The following is a 25484-nucleotide window of genomic DNA, read 5'->3' as shown; positions in this document are numbered from 1 at the left end:
ATCAATTTACCTCGGGGGATAAGCACCAGAGGTAAACCCTTGAATTCAAGCAACCTGTTCCAAGCCGTGTTCAGGTGTTAATTCGCGAAAGATATCTCCGTATAAGCGATAAAACATGTTCGCGCTGTGAATGATCATTTGCTGCTCTTTGGGGTCAGTAATTTTGTTCATAAGCCCTTCAAAGAAAACAATGTGCTCTTGGTCTAGCGCACCGTGAGAGGTAAGGTATTTAAACGCTGATTTAGGCAGAGATAACTTGTCTTTGATTTGTTTTGCAGCCGCGTCGGCAAGCGCTATACTTGTGCCCTCTAAAACGAATACCATGCCGAAGAAATACAGTGGGCTTTTGCGTGCTATTGCATCAAAAGCATAGGCAACCATTAATTCGGTGGCGGGTGCAGGCTGACTTATCCTCGCCTGTTCTTTATCAACGCCACAGGCTGCAAGGTCGTTAAGGATCCACTCTTGGTGACCCATTTCTTCTTCAATGTATTCACCAATTGCTTCTCTTAGCCATTCCTTATCTTCGTTGAGTTTGGCACCTGTAGCCATAAGCAGGGGAACAGTAAACTTAACGTGATGATAAGCCTGTTGAAGAAAGGCAATATAGTCGTTTAGGTTAAAATCACCGTTAAAGCAGCGTTGTATAATCGGCGCCTGTAAGAATGACTGTCTGGCATGTTCGGTGTTGCTTTGAAGTTGCTGATAGAAATTCATAAATTATTCCTTGATAACAAATTGAGAAGAAAATGCTGTTGTACTTTGAACGCTATACTGGTGTTGGTCTTGGCCCTGGTAGAGCGTGTCTAAGTCAGTCGCGTAGCGGGCAATTATTGCGTCACGTTTCAGTTTTCCCGTTGGGGTAAGCAGTTGGTTTTCTGGCGTACAAAGACCGATGGTGGCGAAATTAACAACTTGCGCATAGTCAGGTAACTGCTTATTGATAAGCGCCACGGTGCTTTGAATCTGTGTATTAGAAATAGTATTGGAAGCGGGTACGAGGAGCGCGACACAGTAGGGTTTAGCTTCGCAATACACCAAAGCCTGCCTGAACAGTCCTGTTCCCAGCAATAAAGACTCAATCCACTCTGGCGATACGTTTCTGCCAAAGCTGTTCACCATTATGTTTTTTATACGCCCATTCAGCGTAAGTGTGTTGTCAGAAAAGACGCCTAAATCGCCGGTTCTGACCTGGGTCGGATAAAATGAGGAAGGTTGATTCAGATAACCCAGAAAGTGGTTGCCTGTAACTACGACTTCACCCTCTTCGATGTGCAGTTGATTATGACCAAGCGTTTTTCCGGCACTGCCCATCGTATTGCAATTGGGCGTGTTCAATGTTGATACTGATACCGCTTCAGATAAGCCATAACCTTCAAATACTGGTAGTCCCTTCGCTTGAGCTTGCGCCAGCAAAGTGGGCGCTACATGTGCACCGCCAACAGCAATGAACATTAGTGATGAAGGTGGTGTCCAGCCCTGATTACATGCCTGTACTAGCACCATTAGCAAGTCGGGCACCAAGATCACAGACGTTGGTTGAACGCGGTCTATCAGTGACAGCAGTGCGTTTGGATTGACGAGTTTGCTTCCTTGAAATCCGCGCTCAGATGCCGTGGCTAAATAAACCGTGCCGCCGTGGTACAGAGGGGCGTAAACACCTGCAACATTTTCAAGCAGGGTAGACAATGGCAGTAAACACAGGTGGTTCACTATTTCTGGTTGAACAGCACGCTCAATAGAATGGGCAACTTTCCATTGCGATTCAGTTGACAGGCACACGCCTTTCGGTGAGCCCGTAGAGCCAGAAGTAAAGGTTATTTTGTTAGTACCTACAGGTGTGTATACACGAGAGTCATGTTTGAGTGAATGAGCGACAATGTCGTTTTCGCTATCAATAACAATCGGTGAATCACTCCATTCACTTAGTTCACCTCCGCGATTGGTCAATAAAAAGTGACACTGGCTCTCATTTAATACATGTTCTTGTTGGGAAGCGCTAAAAAATAGCGGAACGGGGACACAGCAAACGTTAGCCTGTTGGCAGGCTAAATCAGCAATCACCCATGCAAAGCTATTGTCAAAGGCAATGCCCACCCTCTCGGCATTGTGGTTTGTTATCCAGCTTGCGAGGTTCTCGACGGCGCTCAAAAGGGCGCAGTAAGTCATTGAACCGTCTTTGCATTTCAGCGCAACGTCATCGTCGTGCCCGTTTATATACTGATTAAGCAACATACGCTGTTTCCTTTTTTGTGCAGATATTTTGCGTTAACGCATCCACATTTGCGGAAATAAGCTCAATTGCACGTTGGTAATGAGCATTAAGTTCAGGGCAGCCAATTATGTGTTGTGTTACGTGATGTAGCGACAGGGCAGTAACCTGAGGAGCGGTGTCATAATAGGTGCCCCAGTCATCGCTATTCCCTTTAAGTTTTGACGCATCGGCTTTAACAAGGGGGAGGAGTTGAATACCCGCGCCCATGAGTAAAGAGGTGAGCTGTGAGGTCGCACTGAAAACCAGATATTTGCTACCACATCGTTTTAAAACGAAGAACAGGGCAAATAACAAGGGGAGGGTATAGCGCGATGCACTGCTAAAAAGGTTACCAACTTCAGCAATATGCGCTCTGTTTACGGTTATCCCTTGTAGGGTGAGGGCAGTTTCTACCGAAGTGTTAAGGTATTGCTCTATAAAAAGAGAATTATTCTGACCATCATAGGCGGCAAATCTTGCGCCTGCGGCGGCTTTAACTCCCTTAGCGTCAAGAGCAAACAGCATAGGCATAAAGGAAGTCACTCGTGCGTTGTAGCGAGCTTTAAAACCACTCGCTATAAACGCTTCAATACGGCGGCGGGCATTATGTCCATGTTTTGCCGCGATAAAGGTTATTGCGGGCTTTTCCTTTGAGACAATCGCAGATTGCTGACTCGCAACCTGGGTTGGAACAGAAGCTAAAACGTGACTCATAAACATGCTCATTGGTTTTGCGATGTTATGAGTATTTACGCGAGACCTTAAGAGAACCTTAAGTGGGAAAAACTTTTATAAATGTCAGCCCAAAATGTTAAGAACGCCCAAGCTAATTAATCGCTTGAGCCGTCATAGCTATTAAAAACTGGGCCGTTAGCCGGTAAATCACAGGTAGCGTTCGCAGCAGTGGCAGGAAGCAACAACCATTCGTCACGGTGGGCTACACCCTGTGAAGTGGCTTGTGATAAGTCTACACATTGAAATTTGTAGTCACTTGGAACTAACAAAAAGCGTTGACGTATTGGCGGTCTAACCCGCCGGTCTGAAATCTTTGTCTGCTCGCGGGAAGGCTCGGAAGTATCGGTCAACCAAGCCCACGCTGTCCCGTTTTCTACTTCTTTCGGAGTATGGTAACCAAAATGAGCCATTTCAAAGGGTGAATAAAGCAAATACTGTTCTTTAAAGCTGACTATCCCCACCTCGAAGGCAGTTGAATCCTTCGTCAACATATTGCTTATTTGGCTTTCTGCATTTTGAAGGACTATACGGGGAGTACGGTAGTCGTTTAGCAGCCATGCACCGAATGTGGAAGGAATTACAGTTAAAATGAAAAGCCATGCCAGTAATTGGCGGGCGAGTAATTCTCCATCCCCTGCGTTGCGCTTTTTATTGTAAACATAGTAGACAATATGAGTACAAAGCCCAGCGAATCCGAGTACAAGTAATACTATGCTTAAACGAACAAGGGTTTCGCTGTCGCTGTCAAAGCGCGTCATCAGCTTAACAGCAGTGGGCTCGTGAAATAGCAGTGCTAAGCCAGCAATCAATAAAACGGCAGAGATTAACGAGGTAACTGCGCGCGCAAAAAGCAGCAACCCTCTTGATACAGTTGAATTCGCAAGTACCAGACCTGCAACCATACTCAACGCAGGCAGTGCCGGTAGAACATAAACACCACGTTTACCTGGGCTGATACTAAAGAAAATGACAACCAATATTACCCATATCAACAAGGATGAGTAAGCGGGGTTGTGAATAAGTACATCTTTTAACGACTTAGCTTTTGATACAAGTATGGCAATTGGAGTTATCCAAAATACAGGAATAACTTCAACAATATAGTAATACCAGGGCTCTATGTGGTGCCAGGCATTGGCATATCGCTCAGCCGTTTGTTTAAACAAAATATTCGACAAGTATTGTTGTATTTGAGGCTCTTGTTTTATCAAACCAAGATAAAGCAGAGGTGCAAGCCACATCGCCACAACTGATAGCATGATTAAGGGACCAAACAACATGCGCAATGACCACTTGCCGCTATGTGAGCCGCTGGTAAATGCGAAAAATGCAATGGGGATAAATAAAAGAACAGGTAAAAAGCCAACGCCTTTGGTTATGATCCCAAGCCCCATAAAGAACCATGCTGCAAAGTACCACCGCCAATTAACATGCACATAAAAGTGCTGAACGAGTCCGTAGACGCCAATCCAGATAAAGCAGGCGACAAGGGCATCTATTTGAGCGAATTTGGCTTGAATAAGGAACTGAGGGCTCAGTAGAAGTACGAGCATACTCAACATTGCCGCTTTTTCATTGGCAAGTCTTAGCGATAGCTTGTAGGTTAACCCCAAAGTGATAAGGCTTGCGATAGCGTTAGGCAGGAGCATAGCCACCTTCAGGCTACCCGTTATAAGGTAAAAGAAGGCAATACACCACATAAACACAGGGGGCTTGTCCGGATAAATTTCGCCACCGCGCATGGGCACAAGCCACTGTCCACTGTTCACCATCTCTTTTGCGACCAATGCGAATCGAGGCTCATCGGGGGGCCAAGCATCTCTGAAACCCAGACCAACAAATATCAGAGCACAGGCAAAAAAGAACAGGGTAGATGCATGGCTATTTGAATTAAGCATAAGCCTCACGACGGCTCACTCCTACGAGAAATGCCTGATAAGGATAGAAGTAGAAGAAGGCTAATGATTAAGCCACCAATTTGTAAAGGCTGTTCGAGGGAGCTGACAAATCGAGAACCGCTTCCAAGCAAGGTAAACAAAAAAGTTTGAGGCGCAAAGCCGATTGCACTTGCAGCAATAAACGGGACAAACGGAACGCTTAGCACACCTGCTACGGCGTTTGTGATTAGGTTGGAGCCAACAGGGAATAAACGAACAATTAGCACATTGCGAAAACTTCGCTTGGCCAGTTTGTTTTCAACAGGCTTTAATTTTGTACCTAAAAGACGGACGGCAAGTGAGCGTAGAGGGCCATTTGCTAATGCGTAGGCTATGCATGCAGACAATACCGTTAGCAACAAGGCAATTAATCCTCCCTGCAATGCGCCAAAGCCCACTCCGCAAAAAAAACTGACAGCCTGACGGGGAAAACCCATGGTTAAAAGTACAACACAAGCACTCAGTATCATGCACAGCGATTGCCAATTTAAATTAGAAATATAGGCATTCAACCAATCTGTATCATCACCGTGCTTCCATACTTCACCAGTGACCTCAAGCGACACATAGCAGACAAGCGCGATGCTTGCTGCCCCGATGAAAAACTGTATGAAGCTTTTGAGGCGGCGAATATTAGTCTTCATTACCAATTCCGCTGGTAATGTGATTAAGCTTATTTCTGTGCATTAGCCATCTGACGCCAAGCATATCGATGATCCCTGCCCAGCCACGATTCCACGCTGTGTAATTTGATTTACCTTCTAAGCGCGCGCGATGATTAACCGATACACATACCACGTCTCCCCCAAGCCTTTTGGTTAAAGCGGGAATATATCGGTGCATATGGTCGAAATAGGGCAAAAGTAAAAAGGTACTTCTTGGGAGGAGTTTCAAGCCACAGCCCGTGTCTGGTGTGTCGTCCTGTAGGATCCACTGGCGAACACGATTGGCAACTTTAGACTGAAATCGCTTCCACGGGGTATCTTTTCGCTTTTTACGATGCCCTATAACGCAGAAGTGCGCTGCATTAGTCTCTTTAGCTGCGCGAATAAGTCGCGGTATATCAGCAGGATCGTTTTGCCCATCAGCATCAAGGGTGATGATCCACTTGCCTTTTGCCTGTAAAACGCCGTGAAAAACCGAAGTGCTTTGACCGCAGCTCATAGGGTGGACGATGACACGACAACTTACCGGCAAGGTGCTTGAAAGGTTATGCAGCAAGGATAGGGAGTCGTCACTGCTACCGTCATCAACAACAATAATTTCTGTTGTTGTACTTGGAACCACTTCTGCAATTTCTCGTAACAAAGCAGAAAGGTTTTTGGCTTCATTTTTAGCAGGTAAAACAACACTGACGTCAAACTGGTGCATAAGAATATTTGGTAAATCATCGAATGACGTGCACTTTAAACGTTGAACCTTAAGGAAAGCTTAAGTTAGGCGCTAAAGTGCAAACTTGCATTAAAATTCGTATTCCAACGACATGCGAAGTGTGTGATCTTTACTGTCACCATTTAGTCCGGCAATAAAGCCCAGTTCCCATTTTAACTGCTTCTGTCGGTCAAAGCGTTTTATACCCATGAATGCTGGACCAACCCCGATAAAATCCTCTGCTACATACACTTCCAATCCAGGTTGTACTTCAGGGATCCAGCGATACCTAAACTTGGCTTTAAATTCGCTTTCCCATTCATTCTCAACAGTTTGACCCCACTCGTACACCAAGCTAATGTTAGTTGTTAAACTGAATTGGCCAAACTCTTTTTCTGTTAATATCCCCGCTTTAACTTCCCAGTCATCGGTATTGTGCTGCTTTTCCAGCTCAAACAGCGTTGCCCAGTCAGCCCAGTATCGCCCTTGTTCAGTCATCATCCAGCGTAACTCTACTTCGTAGCTTTCTAAGCCAAAATCTTCATTTTCATCCCGCGCACCGACAAGGTATGTCTCGAGGATCATAAACTCTGAAAGTGCATGGCCGAATGAGAAGCGTTGCATTAAAACATTGCCATCGTCATTTTGTCTTGAGGTAAGTCGCCACTCAAACTCACGTTCAAAGGGTAATACATAAGGGTGATAAACCTTATCTACGGTAAAATTATCTGCATAACCGTTACTTGAAAACACGGCGCATAATGCGATAGCAGTAAGGAGAAAACGTCTCACTGTGCGACCTCCTGAATTTCATCAGAGAATCTCTTTTTTGAAGAAAAGAAAGCAATTAAATTAGGCACGATAAGTGCGAAGAAAAACACCAATAAATAGCTCATAGAGGGCGTAGCCTCATAGCCAATAAGAGAATTCAGAAGATGACCATATTCGCTATTGTCACTAATAATTGTGCTGCTATCCCATAGCTGCCTTGGCGATGGGAAGGTGTCAGTTTGTTCCAATAATAATGCGATATTAGCGGTTTGAGCTGCCACAAATGTTGTTGCAAAAAAGTATGTTGCTCGCTTGCTAACAAAGTGGGTGAGCAAAATATTAAGTAGAATCGCGATGCTAATACTTATACCCAGACCAATGATAGTGCCCAAGAGCAATAACGTACTATCACTATTACCTGATAACTCGGAAACAAAATAAACTAAAAAGTGCAGCGAATTGGGTAAGCCAATACCTATTATTAGCAGGGTGAGGCCTAGACTGAACCTATTCGACATGCGTGACGGCAAAAGGACAACAAGGCACATACCCAACCACGCAATAAAAAACAGTATTGATTTGAGATACTCAAATCCGGCACCTTCTGATAGTTGCGATACCAGTCCTAGCTGGGGGTAGGTAAATACAGCGAGCAATACCAGCAGCAACACCCGCCACACAACGGCAAGCGTAGATACACGCGGCAGCGCCAGCAATACACTAATGAGCATGAATATGGGCAAGGTGTCACGCAAGAAGAGAACGACGGTATTAATTAGCATCCAGCGTGCCCTCTTTGCTTTTAACTATTACCTTTCCTATTGCGCTATTAGGATGAAACTCACCAAAAAAAGGATACTCACCGGCTTTTAATGGGCCAATAAAGATGGTCCCTCGGCTTTTCGCAAATATCACTTTTTCTCTGTTCAACGAAAAGCTATCTATTTCTTCGGGAGTATCATCGAAATTAACAAAGGTTAGTTTTACTTTTTGCCCTGCGGGCACAATCACTTCCTGAGGAAAGAATAAGTGCTCTTTAATTTCCACCACCACTTCAGGTAAAGCGAACGCAAGGGGCGTATAAAAAGCATAAAGGGCTGAAAAAAAGAATAAAGAAATTTTAGAGTATGTAGTCATTGGAAAATGCCACCCTAACTTCTAATCCCCCGAGCGAACTTTCATCTAAAGAGAGCTCAGCCCCGTGTAATACAACGATTTGTTCTACAATGGCTAGCCCCAAGCCGCTTCCCGAATGAGGGGAGCTGTTAGATGCTCTTTTGAATCGGTTTAGCACGACAGCGCGCTGGTCAGCAGGGATACCTGGCCCAGAATCACAGACGCTTAAAATAAGCTCGTCTTTCCGTCGTTCAATCTTAATTATTATTTGTGCACCGCAAGGCGAGTATTTACTCGCATTGCTCACTAAGTTCTGAAGCAAGGTGTAAAGGACAAATTGAGAACTTAGCAACCAGGCCTCTTTTCCTTCCAGTGCTATTTCTTGGTTTTTATTTTCAATAGCGCCGTATAGGTCACTAATTACCTCTTGCGCGACCACGTGCACATTTACAGGTTCTCGCTGTTCTGCAAACGTTTCTGGGCTGGTGCGAGTAAGCAAAAGGAATTGATTTACCGCGTGGATCATTCTGTCAGTGTCTGCTTTAAGGGGAGCTAACACGTGGCCTTTTTCACCTAACTCGTTCGCTATATTGTGAATGTTTATTTTCATCACGCTGAGCGGAGTTCTAAGCTCATGCGCTGCGTTTGATGCGAATTGCTGCTCTCGTTCGAACGCTGAATTTAGTCGCGTGAACATAGTGTTTAACGTACTAACAACAGGGCTAAGTTCACTGGGCTCACGGGATAACGCAATGGTAGAAAAATCATTACCCTGTCGGCTGGCAAGGAGTTTTGATAGGTGTTTTAACGGCGATAGTCCCCAAGTAATGCCAAAAAAGAGAATGAATGCAAGAATAGGCACACTAATTATAAAAGGGGTGATGGCGGCTACAGTTAGCGAGTCAGTTAAAGTGAAGCGACTACTTACGGGTTGAGCCACCATATACCAGCTATCATTATTCGGGTTAAACCGAGTATGTACCCGCCAGCGTGTACCCAGTGCGTTTACTTCAGAAAAGCCCTCGGAGAAGCTGGTTAATGGCGTGCTTAGCGCGTCAGTAGATGAGCTGGCCAGCTTACCTTGTTTCCATACCTGGAAGAAAAGTGTCTGTTGCTGTGTGCGGGTGCCGCTATCTACGTAAGAGATTGCGCGGGATAGCTCAACTAACTCGTTATCTAACAAGGTATTCGATATACCCAGCGTTGCGCGGTAGCCTTTAAGTGCTGCACTAAATATCACTAAAACAAGCGCGCTGATCAGTGTAAGAATTAGAAAGCGGCGAATTGAAGACAATTCACTCCCCCGATTTTGAAATGCAATAACCGACGCCTCGAATAGTCTTAATAAACTCAGGAGGCATTTTTTTACGCAAATTACTCACGTGTACTTCTATTGTGTTGCTTGCCACTTCCTCTCCCCACTCATAAAGTTTATTTTCCAGCTGATCTTTACTCAGTATGCGCCCTGCGTTTTCAATAAGCGCTTTTAGTAGCATGAGTTCACGTCGAGGTAAGTGAACGTTTTGATTGTCGATAGTAAGCGTATGATGGGCAGTATCAAGGCTGACATTCTTAACACTAACAATGCTGTGAGATGCTGTGCTCAGACGACGCTCAAGTACTCTAATCCTAGCTAACAGTTCTTCTATTTCAAACGGTTTAGGTAAGTAGTCGTCGGCGCCTGCATCTAAGCCAGAGATTTTGTCTAGCGTTTTGTCCCGTGCAGTTAAGATCAACACAGGAAGCGTTGCGTTTTTCTTTCGAATAGATTTTAGTACGTCGAGGCCATCTGTGTCGGGTAAACCCAAGTCAAGAATGACAATGTCACTTTGGCCCGCTCGAAGCGTTGCAAGGGCATCTGCGCCTGAATAAACACAGTCTACCGTGAAGTTGGCATTCTTTAGTGAAAGGGCGAGGGCGCCAGACAACGGCCTATCGTCCTCTACAAGCAGTACACGCATAAAAAACTCATTGATAAAAAAACAAATCAAAACACTAAACGAGAGACCTTAAGAAAACCTTAAGTGCTTAGTGTTTTACTCTGACATCTCTTTTTCGAGCGCGCGTATTGCTATATCTTTGTATTTATCCCAACGCGCGTAATCTAGTTTATAAGGTATTGTTGGGTTGCCGAGCTTGTGAATTTTTCTACTTTCAGCATCGGCAAGCATTTCTGCTTTTCTGTGCCCTTCGAAGCTATCGAAGATACGTTCGAGTTCTCCATCGTCTAGAATCTTGATAAGACCTAATCTCAATCTATTCGCGAGGGCAGGGTTATCTGGGCTAACAAAAAAGTACTCATAGTTGGGGTATTTTAATAGGTGGAACTGCTCTAAAGAGACATGCTTATCTTTGTGGCGTTCTAAATCGCGGTGTACTTCGATAATATTGCGGGGAAAGGCGTCGACAAGGTTGCGAGAGACCATTGAATACATTGAGCCAAACCACGAACTCCAATCTTCTCCTTCAACTCTGTACCCATTAGCCGTTAAGACATCCATATCTGGCCAGTCAGTGCCTTGAACCATTGTAAGGTTTTTCAAGGTTCGGCCATCGGCATCTTCGGTGAGTTCGCTTTGCCGGGATGGGTTAATAACAAGCACTCTGAATCCAGCAAATCCTTTGAGTAAAGGAAGCTCAATAGGAATGAGCTTTTGTTCTCGAGTCTGGTTCGTTACGCTCCACAGTACGTCTGCTTCTCCCTTTAATAGGGATAGCATCTGACGACTTTGCGTCATGGGCTGAGGATGAGGGACAAGGGTTATATCGCCATATTCCTTTGTTGCCTTAAATACGGCATTGAGCACAGCTACGTGATAACTTCCATAATCATCATCGGCAAACGCACGTGTATATACTAACTCCTCAGCATTTACACTGGACAAAAGTAGCGTGTGTAGCATCATCATTGAAGCTACGAAGCGAGACATTTTCATTTGTTTTTATATTGGTTCCGAACACAACAGTTTGACGTTACCTTAAATCTGTTTCTGTGTCATCGGCAGATGATGGAATTTTATCCATATTTTTTGTGCTTAGGGGTTCGCATTTCCTTCAATTCCTGTATAATTCGCGCCCTGCCCAGTTACGCCCACCTTTGGGAAGGTGGAAGAATCAGCCGGCTCGAAGGGGTCATTGTGTTGATTTTAAGGTGATTTCTGGTGTTCAGAAATCAGTAACGACGATATTATTCGGGTGAATTTGAAAATGAAAACTTTTGTTGCTAAGCCAGAAACGGTTCAACGTGACTGGTATGTGGTAGACGCCACAGACAAAACTCTAGGCCGTTTGGCTTCTGAAATCGCACTACGCCTTCGTGGTAAGCACAAGCCAGAGTACACACCTCACGTGGACACTGGTGATTACATCGTAGTAATCAATGCTGAGAAAGTTGCGGTAACAGGCCGTAAAGCGCAAGACAAAATGTACTATGCGCACTCTGGTTACCCAGGTGGTCTTAAAGAGACAAACTTTGAAAAACTAATTGCTCACAAGCCAGAAATGGTTATTGAAAAAGCAGTTAAAGGCATGTTGCCAAAAGGCCCTCTAGGTCGCGCAATGTTCCGTAAAATGAAAGTTTACGCAGGTGCAGAGCACAAGCACACCGCACAGCAACCACAAGTTTTGGACATTTAAGGAGCTATTAACATGGCAGATACTCAATACTACGGCACAGGCCGCCGCAAAAGTTCTACTGCTCGTGTGTTCCTACGTCCAGGCACAGGTAGCATTAAAGTAAACCAACGCGCTCTTGACGAGTACTTTGGTCGTGAAACAGAGTGCATGGTTGTTCGTCAGCCACTTGAACTTGTTGAAATGACTGAAAAGTTTGACGTATACATCACTGTTAAAGGTGGTGGTTCTAACGGTCAAGCGGGTGCAATCCGTCACGGTCTTACTCGTGCTCTTATGGAGTATGATGAGGCACTACGTCCAGCACTTCGTAAAGCTGGCTTCGTTACTCGTGACGCACGTCGCGTTGAACGTAAGAAAGTTGGTCTACACAAAGCGCGTAAGCGTCCACAATTCTCAAAGCGTTAATTTTTACGTTTTTTGTATTTGCAAAAACCCGGCTTATGCCGGGTTTTTTATTGCCTGTGTTTTACTGAGAGCCTTTGTGCCTTGGTACAAAGCAAAGCTTGCGTGGTTCTATTTTTCATAACAAAGGTTTAATTTGTAGCCGCTATCTTACTTAATATTGTCCAAAACCTTGATTTTAGGCCTTTCCCTCACTAAACCTAAACACACCTTTTGAATTAATTTATCGCTTAAATATCAGTAAAACCTTGTGTTTATAAGGGCTTTTCTTTTATCATTTGCGGTCGAAAATTTTGAAAACTTTCGTGACCTCGTAAACCAGTAAATTTTTACTGTTACGTCGCTGTCATGACAAGCCATATGATGCATGACGCAAGCGTGATAAAACCAGTATAAGCTTGGGTTACACATCATAATTATCCAAACCTGGAGAAATGTGGATGAGCAATGTATCTGTAGATGCAACAGAGTCTGCACACAATGAAAACCAGCCAGAAAACAACACTCGTCGTCGGTTCTTGACCGTTGCCACGTCGGTAGTTGGTGGTGTAGGTGTCGTTGGTGCTGCTGTGCCTTTTATTGCGTCCTGGAATCCAAGCGCCAAAGCGAAAGCCGCCGGTGCTGACGTTGAAGTAGATATCAGCGGGATTGAGCCTGGACAGTTAGTACGTGTAATGTGGCGAAGCAAGCCTGTGTGGATTGTACGTCGTACGCCTGAAATTCTTGAAGAACTAGGCACGCACGAAGATAAGCTGAAAGATCCTAACTCTGAAGCTGAGCAGCAGCCTGCCTTTGCTCAAAACCGTTTCCGTTCAATGAAGGAAGAGTACCTTATCCTTGTTGGTATCTGTACTCACCTGGGTTGTTCTCCACAGCATCTTAAAGACGGTGCATTTGAAGAAGTGGTTGAAGGCGTTCCAGATGGATTCTTCTGCCCGTGCCACGGTTCGAAATTCGACATGGCTGGACGTGTATTCCAAAACGTTCCTGCACCGTTGAACCTGGTTGTACCGCCATATCAATTCGTTGATGACAATAACATCATCATCGGTTCAGAAGCGGAGGCCGTGTAATATGAATGCTTTCCTAGGTTGGATTGAAGAGCGCATCCCAATGATGCGCGTTGCGAATATGCACGCTCTTCAATATCCTGCTCCAAAGAACATGAACTTCTGGTATGTGTTCGGTTTTCTAGCAACTATTGTTTTGGTTAACCAGATTGTTACTGGTATTTGGTTGACCATGAACTTCGTTCCATCTTCAGAAGGCGCATTTGCTTCTGTTGAATACATCATGCGTGAGATCGACTACGGTTGGATCATCCGTTACATGCACAGTACTGGCGCATCGGCGTTCTTTATTGTGGTATATCTACACATGTTCCGTGGCATGATTTACGGCTCTTACCAGAAGCCTCGTGAGCTTCTATGGGTGTTTGGTATGTTTATTTACCTAGCGCTTATGGCAGAAGCTTTCATGGGTTACGTTCTACCTTGGGGACAAATGTCTTACTGGGGTGCGCAGGTAATCGTATCACTATTCGGTGCTATTCCTGTTGTTGGTCCTGACCTTGTTATCTGGCTACAAGGTGACTACGTTATCTCTGGCGCTACGCTTAACCGTTTCTTCGCACTTCACGTAATTGCGCTGCCTCTGGTTATCGTTATTCTTGTGTTCCTTCACATCATCGCTCTTCACGAAGTGGGCTCTAACAACCCAGACGGTATTGCGATTAAGCACAAGAAAGGCTCACTGCCTGAGTCTGAGAAGACTAAATATGAAATTCACGAGTACTACACAAGCAAGTACGACATTGCTGATGACGTGTTACCGTTCTTCCCGCACATTGTTCTTAAAGACCTTGTGGCGTTCTGCGTGTTCTTAGCACTATTCACTTATGTGCTGTTCTTTGCCCCTGAAATGGGTGGTAAGTTCCTGGAACACCCTAACTTTGAAATTGCTAACCCGCTGAAGACTCCTGCGCACATTTTCCCTGTTTGGTACTTCACGCCGTTCTACGCCATTTTGAAAGCGGTACCTGATAAGCTGTTCGGTGTACTTGCCATGTTTGGTGCTATTGCTGCGCTATTTGCTCTGCCTTGGGTTGACCGTGGTCGCGTTAAATCATGGCGCTATCGCTGTGGCCTACACAAAGTAAACCTAATTGTGTTCGCTATCGTGTTTGTTTTCCTTGGTTACCTAGGTGGTACGCCGCAAGAAAACTGGAAAATCATTGCCTCGCAAATCGCAACAGTAATGTACTTCGGTTTCTTCATTGCACTGTTCCTATACAGCAAAAACGAAAATACTAAACCAGTGCCAGAGAGGATTTCTAAATGAAAAAAATGATGTGCTTTTTAGCCTTCTTCCTACCTGGCGTCGCGTTTGCGGCAGGCGGGAACGTACACCTAGATGAAGCGCCTATCGATTTGACTGATAAGGCGTCTTTACAACGCGGTGCACAGTTGTTCATGAACTACTGTTTGGGCTGTCACTCAATGAAGTATCAGCGCTATCAGCGTTCATTCCAAGATTTGGGTATTCCTGATGAACTAGGCCAAGAGTATTTGCAGTTCACGGGTGACAAGGTGTCTGACTATATCACTCGTGCAATGCCTGAAGAGGCAGCAGCAGGGTGGTTTGGTGCTGCTCCACCAGATCTAACGCTAGTGGCTCGTGTTCGTGGTGAAGACTGGATTTACACTTACCTGCGCTCTTTCTATGTTGACGAAAGCCGCCCGTTTGGTGTTAATAACACAGTGTTCCCAGAAGTGGGTATGCCACACGTGCTTCAGCCACTTCAAGGTACGCCAACGCGCACTTATGAAGAGCAAATGGTTGATGGTGAGATGGTCAAGCGTTATGTAGGCATTAAGTCAGATGGTACTGGCGCAATGTCTCCTGACGAGTACGACCAAGCCGTTGCCGATATCGTGAACTTCTTGGAGTACACAGGTGAGCCTGCGAAACTTGAATCTCACAAAATCGGTAAGTGGGTGCTTATCTTTATCGCAGTATTGTTCGTATTTGTTTACTTATTGAAGAAAGAATACTGGCGAGAAGTGCACTAATCGCACAGATTTATGTATAATATGAAAAGGGGGCTTCTCGCCCCCTTTTTTTGGTATTTACTCGTGCTACCTGAAAACCCTTTTGTATAGGGTGTTCAGGTAGCACGAGTTAACGTAATAAGCTTACCGTTTGTAAGCGTAAACTTGTTTCTCGACGGAGGAAATTGAATGGCCGTAGCCGCGAATAAACGTTCTATTATGACGTTGTTCTCTGACACAATTGATATTTATAGCCACCAGGTGCGTATTGTGTTGGCAGAAAAAGGTGTGGGTGTTGAAATCAGCTACACAGATCCTAGCAACCTGTCTGAAGATCTGTTGGAGCTTAACCCTTACGGTACTGTTCCAACTCTAGTTGATCGCGAGCTTGTACTTTACAAGTCGCACATCATCATGGAATACCTTGATGAGCGTTTCCCTCATCCACCACTTATGCCGGTTTACCCAGTATCACGTGGTCAGAGCCGCCTTATGATGCACCGCATCGAGCAAGACTGGTACTCGCTTGCTGCCCGTATTTTCCGTGGCGAAGGTGATGTAGAAGCAGCACGTAATGAGCTGCGTGAAGCTTTGCTATCTCTTGCGCCTGTATTTGGTGAAATGCCTTACTTTATGAGCGAAGAGTTCAGCTTAGTTGATTGCTACCTTGCTCCGCTATTATGGCGTTTACCTGCACTAGGTATTGAACTAAACGGTGCTGGCAGCAAAGAAATTAACGCTTACATGAACCGTATTTTCTCTCGTAGCTCATTTAAAGCGTCTTTGACTGACCAAGAGCGTGAGATCCACAACCCGCTATGACATCTATGACGTCAAACCAGCCCTATTTGCTTAGGGCTTTTTATGAGTGGATTGTTGATAACGACTTAACGCCGTACATTGTGGTAGATGCAACCAACGAGTTGGTTGAAGTGCCGCAGGAGTTCGTTAAAGACGGTCAGATCGTTTTAAACGTATCGCCTAGTGCGTGTGTTAACTTTTCTCTTGATTTAGATGGCTTATCGTTTCAAGCACGCTTTTCTGGGCAACCTAGAAGATTAAGTATGCCTTGTGAAGCGGTAATGGCTATTTACGCAAGAGAAAATGGTGCAGGTACGGTATTCGCCACTGAAGAAGATGTGGCTCGTGCGCAGCAAGAGCGCCCAGAAACATCTGAAGATGTTTCTCAACCTAGCGGACCGACGTCGCTGGAAGATGCTGATGCAAGCGACGTGAAAGACGCACCTGTTCCACCTAAAAAGGGTAAGCCTACCCTCAAAGTTATTAAATAGTTTATTAAATAGCTTATCAAATAACGTATTAGCCTGGTTTTGTGAAGTTTATCTACTCAGCAAAGCCAGCGCTTATCTTTCTTATTCCCGTTAAGTTTTATCTCCGGTTCCCCTTCGCACAAAAGTAAAAACACCCCATTACCTGCGTAATAGGGCGCTTTCACGTGGTACTGTGTTTAACCATTTAACGGGTTCGGGTTATCACCGCGCGGCTCGTTGGGTAATCAAAGCGATGGGCCTCGGTTAGTACCGATGTGGATAGACCCTCACGGCTTGGATCGTCAGCGTTTGCACTAGTAACTACACCTTGGTGAAGTCTTACTGCATCGGCAAGATCATCCCTCACCACATCATAACCCGCTGCTTCACCACCGCCACCGGCAACACCCGGTACGCCATATCCACCCAGCGCGTTTCCGGTCCCAGCTTCAACAACATCTGTACGGGCACTATTTAATTCATCGATAAGCTCAGTACCGGCGTCGTATGCATTAAGGTAATAAGTGTAGGTACCCGGCTCGGTTGGAATTTCAATACTGTCCATACCAACAAAAGCGTCGTTAGTAGGTATTAGCATGGAAAGTAGCGAAAGATATGGCTTGTCCATAGTATCGAAGGGATAGCTTAACGTAGCTTTCGGCGCAAGAAGTCCGCCAAAACGGTGCCACGTATTTGAATCATTGTCGTAATCCAAACCAAGTTTTTTCTCGCAATCAATTGCTCAGTGAGGTGTGGGGCTATAACCACGAAGGCTACGAGCACACGGTGAATACCCATATAAATCGTTTACGCACTAAGCTTGATAAAATCAACAGTATTGAAAATGGTGGACAGCTAGTAGAAACCGTCTGGGGTGTGGGTTACAAGTTGAACGTCAATGGATATATAGCGAAAGCGCTTATTGCATGAGTATTTTTTAGCTCACCATGCCCTATCAGGCATGAGAGTTCAAAATTAACTTAAATTAGAAACAGCGTCGCAGTACCTAAGAAAGCAAAAATACCCACTACATCGGTTATCGTAGTTAAGATAACACTGCCAGCTAGGGCAGGGTCTATCTTAAGACGCTTCATGATCATAGGTAAGGTTGCACCCGCTAAAGCAGCCGCAATCATGTTTACCATCATGGCAAAGGCAATAATTACGCCCAGCATGTAATCTTGTTTCCATAACGCGATGACAGAGGCAATAAGCACCGCCCAAATGGCACCGTTTAAAAAGCCGATGGATATTTCTTTACTGATAAGCCATCGTGAGTTACTCGCGTTAACATGGCCTAATGCCATACCGCGAATAACTAGCGTTAGCGTCTGATTACCCGCTACACCGCCCATACTAGGGACAATGGTATTTAAAATAGCTAACACAGCCAGTTGGCTCAGCGTTGCTTCAAATAGATCACTCACCATCGCAGCCATTAGCGCCGTCACTAAGTTTACCGCCAGCCACACCGAGCGTCGTTTGGTACTTTGCATAACGGGTGCAAAGGTATCTTCGTCATCATCAAGACCCGCCATACTCATCATCGAGTGCTCGGCGTCCTCACGAATAATATCAACCACGTCATCAATGGTAATTCGGCCCACTAAGCGATGGTTTTCATCTACAACAGGTGCTGAAAGCCAATTGTATCGCTCGAACAGGCTTGCGACTTCATCGTCTGGCATATTCACAGGAATCGCTTCAGATTCCTCATCCATAACGTCAGACACTTTATCGTCGGTATCTGCGGTGAGTAAACGGGTAACCGGAACAATACCAACAAGGTTGTCAGTTCGGTTTACCACGTAAAACGTATCCGTATTCTCAGGTAGCTCACCTTTTAAGCGGATATAGCGCAGAACCACGTCAATGGTCACATCTGGACGTAAAGTGATGGTGTCGGTGTTCATGATGAAACCAGCGGTTTCCTCACCGTAAGACAGCGCTTGCTCTGCGCGCACGCGATCTTGTGCATCCATCGAATCTAGAATATCGGCCAATACTGGCTCGGGAAGGCTGCTTAGCGTCTCTGCTAAGTCATCGGTATCCATCTCTTCAAGTGCGTCAACCACATTAGCGGGAAGCATTTTTGTAATGATACCGTTTCGAACATCGTCAGACAGTTCTTCTAAAATGTCGCCGTGAAAGTCACCATCAATGAGCTCCCATAATTCGTCACGGGTTCTGCTAGGGCTAGATTCAAGAATGTGGGCGACGTCTGAAGGCGGTAATTCAAGCAGAAGCTTACGTACAGATACGAATTGACCGTTGGTCAACGCAGCGTTGAGTGCGCGTAACTGAGTTTGTACGTATTTAGAAACAAGCGCTTCTGCCATAAGGCGTTATTCCTACAAGCTAAAAGATGAACAATGCAGGCCATAGAGCCTAAGTGGGCGTAGAATATCGCAATTATGATGAGTCTGTCATGATAATTGCGTAGGTTTTGCGCAGGATTTTAAGATAACTGCGCTAAGTGTTGATTAATTGGTCAATGGATTGGGTAAGTAAGACTATTCGTCTTCGTTAAATCTGCCCTCAATAAGCTCTTCAATAGCTGCAAGTGCATCAACAGCATCACTGCCGTCCACAATCACATCTACCTGTTCACCTTGATGGCTTTCAAGCATCATTAATCCCAATACACTGCTTGCGTCTGCTTCTTTATCGCCTTTTTTTAAGATGATTTTAGCGTCGAATTGATTAGCCAGTTTAACCAGTTGGGTCGCCGCTCTCGCATGCAACCCTAACTTATTGACGATAGTTAGCGTTTTTTGAATAGTCATTACTGATTCAGCTCTCTATGGCGAATTTGAACATCAGGGTGTATTTCACTGAAGGTTTTCGACAGGGTCTGTGCGATATAAACCGAACGGTGTTGCCCGCCAGTACAGCCAATGGCTACGGTTACGTAACTTCTGTTATTGCGTTCTAAATGAGGCAGCCATGTCGTTATTAAATTCTGAATTTGCCAAATGAACTTGGTCACTACAGGCTGCGACCCCAAAAATACTTCTACTGGTGCGTCTAATCCGGTCAGATGTTTAAGGTCGGGCTCCCAGTGGGGGTTAGGTAAAAAGCGGGCATCAAAAACGTAATCCGCATCTTTAGGAATGCCGTGCTTAAAGCCAAACGACTCAAACACAAGCACAAGGCGTGAGCTTTTCTTACCCAGGATACGCTCTCGAATTAACTCTGCCAGTTGGTGAATGGTAAGCTTATCTGTATCTAGATATAAATCTGCGCGCTCAGCAATAGGAGCAAGTAGGGCAGACTCGGCTTTAATGGCTTCTGAAAGCGATTTATTAAGCTTGGCGAGAGGGTGAAGACGACGTGTTTCGCTAAAACGCTTAACCAGTACATCATCGCTCGCGTCAATGTAAACAATGGTCATCGACCACGAAGAAGGCAGGTAGTCTAGAATTTCTACCAAATCGTCAGGATTTTTAGGTAAGTTTCTCACATCGATACTTACCGCAACCTGATCGTACTCGTCAACAACTGTATGGGTTAAGGTGGGAAGTAAGTTTACCGGGATATTATCAACACAGTAATAACCTAAATCTTCCAATGCGCGAAGTGCGACAGACTTACCAGACCCCGAACGACCACTGATTATTATCAGCTTCACCTACTTTCTCCCTAATACTCTGGTTTTATCACATACGCGTTGTTGAATTAGGCGCCTACTAAACGGTTAATAGGCGCTTAATGTTTAACTTAATGCAGATAGAATATCGTCGCTTGTCGTTGCGCGACGTATTGCTTTAATCGTTTCTTTGTCGCTTAGTTTACCAGCCACGGTGGCCAGCGTTTGAAGGTGTCCTTCGGTCTGTTCCTCAGGAACGAGTAGAGCAAAAAAGATGTCTACGGGTTTCTCGTCAAGGGCGTCAAAGTCGATTGCTGGCGTGCTGGTTACAACAATGGCAATCACTTTCTCAAGGCCCGGCAGGCGTCCGTGGGGCAGGGCGATACCATTGCCTATGCCTGTACTACCCATACGCTCTCGAGCCATCAAACTGTTGAGTACCGTTGCCTGATCAATGTTCTCGTTTTGCTTGGCAGCGATATCAGCGATGATCTCAAGAATTCGCTTTTTACTATTACACTGAACCGCACACTCGGTGCGGTCCAGACTTACGATGGCTTGTATATCCATGCTTAATTAACTACTAATGTTTTTTCAGTTTTTCCTTATGCTTGATTACCTGCCGGTCGAGTTTATCAACCATGCTGTCAATCGCCGCATACATGTCGGTATTTTCTGAGGATGCGAATACTTCAGCGCCACTTAAATGAACGGTCGCTTCGGCTTTTTGATTTAATTTTTCAACGTTCAGGATGACATGCACATTAGAAATGTGATCAAAGTGACGTTCAAGTTTGCTGAACTTCGTATCGACATAATTACGCAAAGAGTCGGTGATTTCGACATGATGACCAGTAAGGTTGATTTGCATATTTCGTCTTCCTTATATTATTAAGCCCGATTAAATAAGGCTTTTGCGTTGGTTCGACGGCGGGATCGACAACGATTCCCGGTACTTTGCTATTGTTCGCCGGGCAACTTTAATGCCTTGTTCGGCCAACAATGAAGCAATCTTGCTATCACTTAGCGGCTTGCTAGGCTTTTCTGCGGCCACTAATTTCTTGATCAATGCACGAATCGCTGTAGATGAACATTCACCACCAGACTCTGTTGCAACGTGGCTTGAGAAGAAATACTTCAATTCGAAGATTCCACGTGGCGTATGCATGTACTTTTGCGTTGTCACTCGCGAAATAGTGGATTCGTGCATATCTACCATTTCTGCGACATCATTTAGCACCATTGGTTTCATCATTTCCGGGCCGTGCTCAAAAAAGCCCATTTGCTGCTGCACAATGCAGTTTGCAACCTTCATTAAGGTTTCGTTACGAGATTCAAGGCTCTTTATGAACCACTTAGCCTCTTGCATGTGTGAGCGGATGAACTGTGAATCGCTACTATTCTTGGCACGGCGACTCATTGCAGCGTATTGTTGATTTACGCTTAACTTAGGCAGACTGTCGGGGTTCAGCTCAACCACCCAACGGCCATTTTTCTTGGTTACTGAGACATCAGGAATAACGTACTCAGGCTCTTTAGTAACTAAAGCACTACCTGGGCGAGGATTCAAGGTTTGCAGTAAACGCATTGCCTCGCGTAGCTGATCTTCTTTCAATCGGCTTTTACGCATAAGCGTACGATAGTCTTTGCTGCTCAGTAAGTCAGAGTACTCTTCAATCAGTTGCTTCGCTTCAGCAAGCCACGGTGTGTCTTCTGAAAATTGACGCAATTGCACCATCAAACATTCTTGTGGAGAGCGTGAGCCAGAACCAATAGGGTCGAACATCTGAATGCGCTTTAGCACACATTCTATTTCGTCCATTTCAATCGGCTCTTCCATATCATCATCGTTAACCGCTTCTAAAATATCATCAAGGGTAACGGTTAAATAACCTGACTCGTCAATAGAGTCGATGATTGCTGTAGCGATTGCGCGATCGGTATCCGAGAAATGGGTAAGGCGCATTTGCCAAAGAAGGTGCTCTTGAATATCTTCAGTAGTCTCACCTTGGAAGATTTGCTCGTCGTCATTGGATGGACCTGGAGCTGGCGAAGATGAAGCAGAGTAGTATTCGTCCCATGTGCTGTCGATTGGCAGCTCATCGGGAAGATCGTTTTTCTCAAGTGCATCGCCGGCTTCTAGTGTGTCACTAGATGCAGAAGCAGTGGCCTCAGAGCCGCTGTCATCGTTGTCGATATTGTTCTTTTCTAGTTGCGGCTCGTCGTTACCTTCTTCAACTTCTAATAGCGGATTAGAATCGAGCGCTTCTTGGATCTCTTGTTGAAGATCAAGTGTAGAAAGCTGCAGCAGTTTAATGGCCTGCTGAAGCTGTGGTGTCATGGTAAGTTGTTGGCTAAATTTTAGCTGTAAAGATGGTTTCATCTACGTCTTATTTAAATGCTCTAAATTGAATATACCAGAGCGAAACTGAAAAATGACAATTCGGTTACATTAACTATAGCCTGAATTGTTCGCCTAGGTATACATCCCTTACTTTTTGATTACTTAAAACCTGTTCCGCCGTTCCTTGCGCAATAAGCTCGCCATGACTCACAATGTACGCCTTTTCACAAACATCCAATGTCTCTCGTACGTTATGGTCCGTGATAAGGATTCCAATACCCCTATCGCGAAGATGTTGTATTATCTTCTTTATATCATTAACTGATATTGGATCAACACCAGCAAATGGTTCGTCTAACAAAATAAATTGCGGTTTTGCTGCCAGAGCGCGGGCAATCTCAACGCGACGGCGTTCGCCCCCTGACAAACTCATCCCCGTACTATTACGTATATGGTTAATATTAAATTCATCAAGTAGCGCATCTGCTTCTTCTTCTTGCTGTTGTGAATTTAAATCTTTACGGGTTTGCAAAATGGCCATGATATTTTCATGCACTGTGAGCTTTCTGAAAATAGAGGCTTCCTGCGGTAGGTAGCCAATTCCGCGGCGTGCGCGCTCGTGCATGGGCTGATGAGTTAGCTCATTGTTGTCGATTTCAATCTTGCCTTTATCCAGATTCACTAAACCAACAATCATGTAGAATGTGGTGGTCTTACCAGCGCCATTTGGGCCAAGAAGACCAACAATTTGACCCGTTGAGACAGACAGACTTACATCTCGAACAACCTGTCGTGACTTGTAAGCCTTAGCAAGATTTTTAGCGCTCAAAGTTGCCATTGCTATTCATTGCCCTCGTTGTCTTTTTTGTCTTTCTTAGACGAAGTTTTGCGAATGGTCTCAGGTGTGAATACTGTGGTCACTCGACCCTCACCATCCTTACCTGCGCCGCCAGTCGCTAGCAATTGCTCGGTAATCATATCGAACGTGATGTTGTCACCCTGTACTTTACTGGTGTCTTGTTTCAACTCTGCGTTTCCGGCAAGAGAAATCGTTCGGTTCACCACTTCATAGCGTATTTCATTAGCTTTTGCCGAAACTGGCGTGCCGTCTTCCAATTGCTGGGAATAGCTTGCAGGCTTTCCTCTAGCAATAAATATTTCACGACCACCACCGTCAGTGGCAATTACTTCCACTTCGTCAGCTTCAATAACCAAAGAGCCTTGAGTTATGAGTACGTCGTCTTTGTACAACGCGGTTTTATTTTTACCGTCGATAAACTGGGTGTTCGAGCCTATTTTTATGGGCTGCGAAAAATCATCTTCACTGGCGTGTACCGCACCGCTAGCGATGGCAAGCAATAAACTAGTTGCTAGGGGAATAAGTGGTTTGTACATGATCTAAAAGCTCGTATTCTTGTGTGCGTAAATTCGCGTTAAACCCATTACTTAAAATGACATATTGGGTGCCCAGTATTTCAACGGGTTGGTCAGATGTCATTTGCTTGGTTTCTAAATTAATTTGAATGTACTCGGTCGATATACTTCTGACAAAGTCATCGCCAGTTTGGTTCTCAATATTAACTTGGTTTTCCAGCTGGATTAGCTCGTTATTGTATAGTGTACCTTCATCAGCGGTTACCACCCATGGTGATGACGCGTTTTCTGTATAAAGGGTGTATTTAGGTTGCTGAAACAATACAAAGCCAAGCTGGTCGTAATGCTCCATCGACTCTGCAAATACTTTGTGATTTAACTCACCGTCTTGATTGTACAGCGTAGTGGTAAGATTTTTTGCTTTGTAGGCGGGCTTTAGCGCATCGTTTTCACGATTCCCCTGCGTTTCAGGCTGCTCTTCCATCCACGTAGGGATGTACATCAGCATCGCCAAAATAAATAGCGCCGATATACTTAATCCTAAGCGATTAAAGCCAAACAGGCTCATACACTAGCTCCAAAAATCTCATTTGCTACCCCTTTGGCCTGCAAAATGGTATCCGATATTTCTCGGACCGCGCCAAACCCACCGGGAAGGGTTGTAATCCAGTTTGCTTGTTTGGCTACGTAAGGATGGGCATCGGCAACCGCAATTTTAACCGCAACGTGCTTGTACATACCCGTATCTGGCATGTCATCACCTACCGCAGCCACTTCGTCAGTGTTTAACTCAAGGCGCTTCATCAGGTCGCTAAGCGCGTCTGCTTTATTCTCTTCGCCTTGAATTATATGTGCAACATTCAGTGCCTTCATTCTATTTTCAACAATGGCAGAGCGACGTCCAGTAATAACCGCGACATTCACTCCATTGCTCACTAGCGCTTTTACACCATATCCATCACGGGTATGGAATGCTTTAAGTTCTTCACCGTCGTTACCTAAGTAAATTCGGCCATCTGAGAACACACCATCAACGTCGCATACCAGCAACTTTATCTTGGCTAGTTTTGCGAAAAGCGAGTCATTTATTTCCGTGTACAAGGTGGTTGTCATTTAAAGCACTCCTGCTTTTAGTAGCATATGCATGTTAAAAGCCCCAACAGGTTTGCGCTTATCGTCAGTAACCATTAACGCACTAATTTTATGGGTTTCCATCAAATTCAGGGCTTCTACAGCCAGCTGACCTGCGGTGGTAGTCTTGCCGCCTTTAGTCATTACTTCTTCTACTGTCGCACTGTGTACGTCTACGCGGGCATCGAGAATTCGTCGTAGGTCGCCATCCGTAAAGACGCCTGTCAGCGTACCGTCTGCCGCTATCACGCCTGTCATACCCAATCCCTTTTTAGATATTTCCAGCAGTGCGTCAGCGACAGAAGCACTGGCATGGACAAGGGGGATATCACTGCCGCTTAGCATGATATCGCTAACTTTAAGCAGAAGTTTTCTGCCTAAACTACCGCCTGGGTGCGAAAGCGCAAAGTCATCTGAGGTAAAACCTTTTTGGTCGAGCAGTGCTACCGCAAGCGCATCACCCATAACCAGTGTGGCGGTTGTGCTTGACGTAGGAGCAAGAC

Annotated in this window: 31 protein-coding genes and 1 pseudogene; 8 read left to right on the top strand and 24 right to left on the bottom strand. The window is 45.1% G+C overall.

Annotated elements, in window-relative coordinates:
• Positions 1–45 precede the first annotated feature (45 nt).
• The 12 genes from BIZ39_RS13155 to BIZ39_RS13100 form a co-directional block, all read right to left on the bottom strand.
• Complete coding sequence (locus tag BIZ39_RS13155) at positions 46–717, bottom strand: TenA family transcriptional regulator (RefSeq protein WP_014975712.1); 672 nt, start codon at positions 715–717, stop codon at positions 46–48.
• Between the two features lie 3 nt (positions 718–720).
• Positions 721–2235, bottom strand: coding sequence for an AMP-binding protein (locus tag BIZ39_RS13150; RefSeq protein WP_168533653.1), 1515 nt, complete (start codon positions 2233–2235; stop codon positions 721–723).
• Entirely contained in the window at positions 2225–2968 is a 744-nt protein-coding gene (locus BIZ39_RS13145) for a thermostable hemolysin (protein WP_156085962.1), read from the bottom strand. The genes BIZ39_RS13150 and BIZ39_RS13145 overlap by 11 nt, the downstream gene beginning before the upstream one ends.
• 116 nt (positions 2969–3084) lie before the next feature.
• Entirely contained in the window at positions 3085–4896 is a 1812-nt protein-coding gene (locus BIZ39_RS13140) for an ArnT family glycosyltransferase (protein ID WP_187447189.1), read from the bottom strand.
• Positions 4893–5570 (bottom strand): TVP38/TMEM64 family protein, encoded by a 678-nt coding sequence (locus BIZ39_RS13135; protein ID WP_049586145.1) that lies wholly within the window; start codon positions 5568–5570, stop codon positions 4893–4895. The genes BIZ39_RS13140 and BIZ39_RS13135 overlap by 4 nt, the downstream gene beginning before the upstream one ends.
• A complete protein-coding gene (locus BIZ39_RS13130; protein WP_049586146.1) occupies positions 5560–6297 on the bottom strand; it encodes a glycosyltransferase family 2 protein in 738 nt (245 codons plus the stop codon). The genes BIZ39_RS13135 and BIZ39_RS13130 overlap by 11 nt, the downstream gene beginning before the upstream one ends.
• 90 nt (positions 6298–6387) lie before the next feature.
• A complete protein-coding gene (locus tag BIZ39_RS13125; protein WP_039235893.1) occupies positions 6388–7089 on the bottom strand; it encodes a hypothetical protein in 702 nt (233 codons plus the stop codon).
• Entirely contained in the window at positions 7086–7850 is a 765-nt protein-coding gene (locus BIZ39_RS13120; protein WP_049586151.1) for a hypothetical protein, read from the bottom strand. Before BIZ39_RS13120 ends, BIZ39_RS13125 begins: the two co-directional genes overlap by 4 nt.
• The gene (locus tag BIZ39_RS13115; RefSeq protein WP_015066270.1) at positions 7840–8205 is read right to left on the bottom strand and encodes a cupredoxin domain-containing protein; all 366 of its coding nucleotides are present in this window, start codon (positions 8203–8205) and stop codon (positions 7840–7842) included. The genes BIZ39_RS13120 and BIZ39_RS13115 overlap by 11 nt, the downstream gene beginning before the upstream one ends.
• Positions 8189–9478, bottom strand: coding sequence for a sensor histidine kinase (locus tag BIZ39_RS13110; protein ID WP_049586153.1), 1290 nt, complete (start codon positions 9476–9478; stop codon positions 8189–8191). The genes BIZ39_RS13115 and BIZ39_RS13110 overlap by 17 nt, the downstream gene beginning before the upstream one ends.
• 1 nt (position 9479) lies before the next feature.
• Complete coding sequence (locus BIZ39_RS13105; protein WP_156085965.1) at positions 9480–10145, bottom strand: response regulator; 666 nt, start codon at positions 10143–10145, stop codon at positions 9480–9482.
• A gap of 75 nt (positions 10146–10220) precedes the next feature.
• Positions 10221–11120, bottom strand: coding sequence for an ABC transporter substrate-binding protein (locus BIZ39_RS13100; protein WP_168533649.1), 900 nt, complete (start codon positions 11118–11120; stop codon positions 10221–10223).
• A gap of 271 nt (positions 11121–11391) precedes the next feature.
• On the opposite strand from BIZ39_RS13100, the gene rplM reads away from it, so the two are divergent.
• From rplM to BIZ39_RS13065, 7 genes are all read left to right on the top strand, one after another.
• Positions 11392–11820 carry a 50S ribosomal protein L13 gene (gene rplM / locus BIZ39_RS13095; protein WP_014948329.1) on the top strand — a complete coding sequence of 143 codons (429 nt, stop codon included), beginning with the start codon at positions 11392–11394 and terminating at the stop codon, positions 11818–11820.
• Positions 11821–11832: 12 nt separating this feature from the next.
• Complete coding sequence (gene rpsI, locus BIZ39_RS13090) at positions 11833–12225, top strand: 30S ribosomal protein S9 (protein ID WP_014948330.1); 393 nt, start codon at positions 11833–11835, stop codon at positions 12223–12225.
• 437 nt (positions 12226–12662) lie between these two features.
• A complete protein-coding gene (gene petA, locus BIZ39_RS13085) occupies positions 12663–13295 on the top strand; it encodes a ubiquinol-cytochrome c reductase iron-sulfur subunit (protein ID WP_049586157.1) in 633 nt (210 codons plus the stop codon).
• 1 nt (position 13296) lies between these two features.
• Entirely contained in the window at positions 13297–14562 is a 1266-nt protein-coding gene (locus BIZ39_RS13080; protein ID WP_049586160.1) for a cytochrome b, read from the top strand.
• Complete coding sequence (locus BIZ39_RS13075) at positions 14559–15293, top strand: cytochrome c1 (RefSeq protein WP_015066276.1); 735 nt, start codon at positions 14559–14561, stop codon at positions 15291–15293. Before BIZ39_RS13080 ends, BIZ39_RS13075 begins: the two co-directional genes overlap by 4 nt.
• 168 nt (positions 15294–15461) lie before the next feature.
• The gene (gene sspA / locus BIZ39_RS13070; protein WP_012517332.1) at positions 15462–16094 is read left to right on the top strand and encodes a stringent starvation protein SspA; all 633 of its coding nucleotides are present in this window, start codon (positions 15462–15464) and stop codon (positions 16092–16094) included.
• A complete protein-coding gene (locus tag BIZ39_RS13065) occupies positions 16091–16564 on the top strand; it encodes a ClpXP protease specificity-enhancing factor (RefSeq protein WP_014948334.1) in 474 nt (157 codons plus the stop codon). The genes sspA and BIZ39_RS13065 overlap by 4 nt, the downstream gene beginning before the upstream one ends.
• A gap of 184 nt (positions 16565–16748) precedes the next feature.
• Here the strand turns inward: BIZ39_RS13065 and BIZ39_RS13060 are convergent, their stop codons facing one another.
• On the bottom strand, positions 16749–17258 hold the full coding sequence (locus tag BIZ39_RS13060) for a spondin domain-containing protein (protein ID WP_410369565.1): 510 nt from the start codon (positions 17256–17258) through the stop codon (positions 16749–16751).
• Between BIZ39_RS13060 and BIZ39_RS13055 the strand changes: the two are divergent.
• Positions 17246–17473, top strand: a pseudogene (locus BIZ39_RS13055) (winged helix-turn-helix domain-containing protein); the annotation flags it as partial. The gene BIZ39_RS13060 and the pseudogene BIZ39_RS13055 sit on opposite strands and share 13 nt — an antisense overlap.
• Before the next feature lie 50 nt (positions 17474–17523).
• On the opposite strand, the gene mgtE reads toward BIZ39_RS13055, so the two are convergent.
• The 11 genes from mgtE to BIZ39_RS13000 all read right to left on the bottom strand — a co-directional run.
• Positions 17524–18882, bottom strand: coding sequence for a magnesium transporter (mgtE, locus tag BIZ39_RS13050; RefSeq protein WP_014948338.1), 1359 nt, complete (start codon positions 18880–18882; stop codon positions 17524–17526).
• A 174-nt stretch (positions 18883–19056) separates the two neighbouring features.
• On the bottom strand, positions 19057–19329 hold the full coding sequence (locus BIZ39_RS13045) for an HPr family phosphocarrier protein (protein ID WP_014948339.1): 273 nt from the start codon (positions 19327–19329) through the stop codon (positions 19057–19059).
• A complete protein-coding gene (gene rapZ / locus BIZ39_RS13040) occupies positions 19329–20174 on the bottom strand; it encodes an RNase adapter RapZ (protein ID WP_014948340.1) in 846 nt (281 codons plus the stop codon). Before rapZ ends, BIZ39_RS13045 begins: the two co-directional genes overlap by 1 nt.
• Positions 20175–20258: 84 nt before the next feature.
• Complete coding sequence (ptsN, locus tag BIZ39_RS13035; protein ID WP_014975727.1) at positions 20259–20702, bottom strand: PTS IIA-like nitrogen regulatory protein PtsN; 444 nt, start codon at positions 20700–20702, stop codon at positions 20259–20261.
• 13 nt (positions 20703–20715) lie between these two features.
• Entirely contained in the window at positions 20716–21003 is a 288-nt protein-coding gene (hpf, locus tag BIZ39_RS13030) for a ribosome hibernation promoting factor (protein WP_012517338.1), read from the bottom strand.
• A gap of 30 nt (positions 21004–21033) precedes the next feature.
• Positions 21034–22515, bottom strand: coding sequence for an RNA polymerase factor sigma-54 (locus BIZ39_RS13025; RefSeq protein WP_014948342.1), 1482 nt, complete (start codon positions 22513–22515; stop codon positions 21034–21036).
• A gap of 73 nt (positions 22516–22588) precedes the next feature.
• Positions 22589–23314: an LPS export ABC transporter ATP-binding protein gene (lptB, locus tag BIZ39_RS13020; protein ID WP_168462917.1), complete on the bottom strand. Its 726-nt coding sequence runs from the start codon at positions 23312–23314 to the stop codon at positions 22589–22591.
• Between the two features lie 2 nt (positions 23315–23316).
• Positions 23317–23871, bottom strand: coding sequence for a lipopolysaccharide transport periplasmic protein LptA (lptA, locus tag BIZ39_RS13015; protein ID WP_014948344.1), 555 nt, complete (start codon positions 23869–23871; stop codon positions 23317–23319).
• Positions 23840–24418: an LPS export ABC transporter periplasmic protein LptC gene (lptC, locus tag BIZ39_RS13010; protein ID WP_014948345.1), complete on the bottom strand. Its 579-nt coding sequence runs from the start codon at positions 24416–24418 to the stop codon at positions 23840–23842. Before lptC ends, lptA begins: the two co-directional genes overlap by 32 nt.
• The gene (gene kdsC / locus BIZ39_RS13005) at positions 24415–24963 is read right to left on the bottom strand and encodes a 3-deoxy-manno-octulosonate-8-phosphatase KdsC (protein WP_039224564.1); all 549 of its coding nucleotides are present in this window, start codon (positions 24961–24963) and stop codon (positions 24415–24417) included. Before kdsC ends, lptC begins: the two co-directional genes overlap by 4 nt.
• The coding region (locus BIZ39_RS13000; protein ID WP_187447188.1) for a CBS domain-containing protein at positions 24964–25484 on the bottom strand (521 nt) is incomplete at its 5' end.

Source organism: Alteromonas sp. BZK5 (assembly GCF_014349115.1).
Lineage (GTDB): Bacteria > Pseudomonadota > Gammaproteobacteria > Enterobacterales > Alteromonadaceae > Alteromonas > Alteromonas macleodii.
The sequence above is the reverse complement of the archived record's forward strand: the minus strand, read 5'-3'. Positions and strand labels throughout refer to the sequence as shown.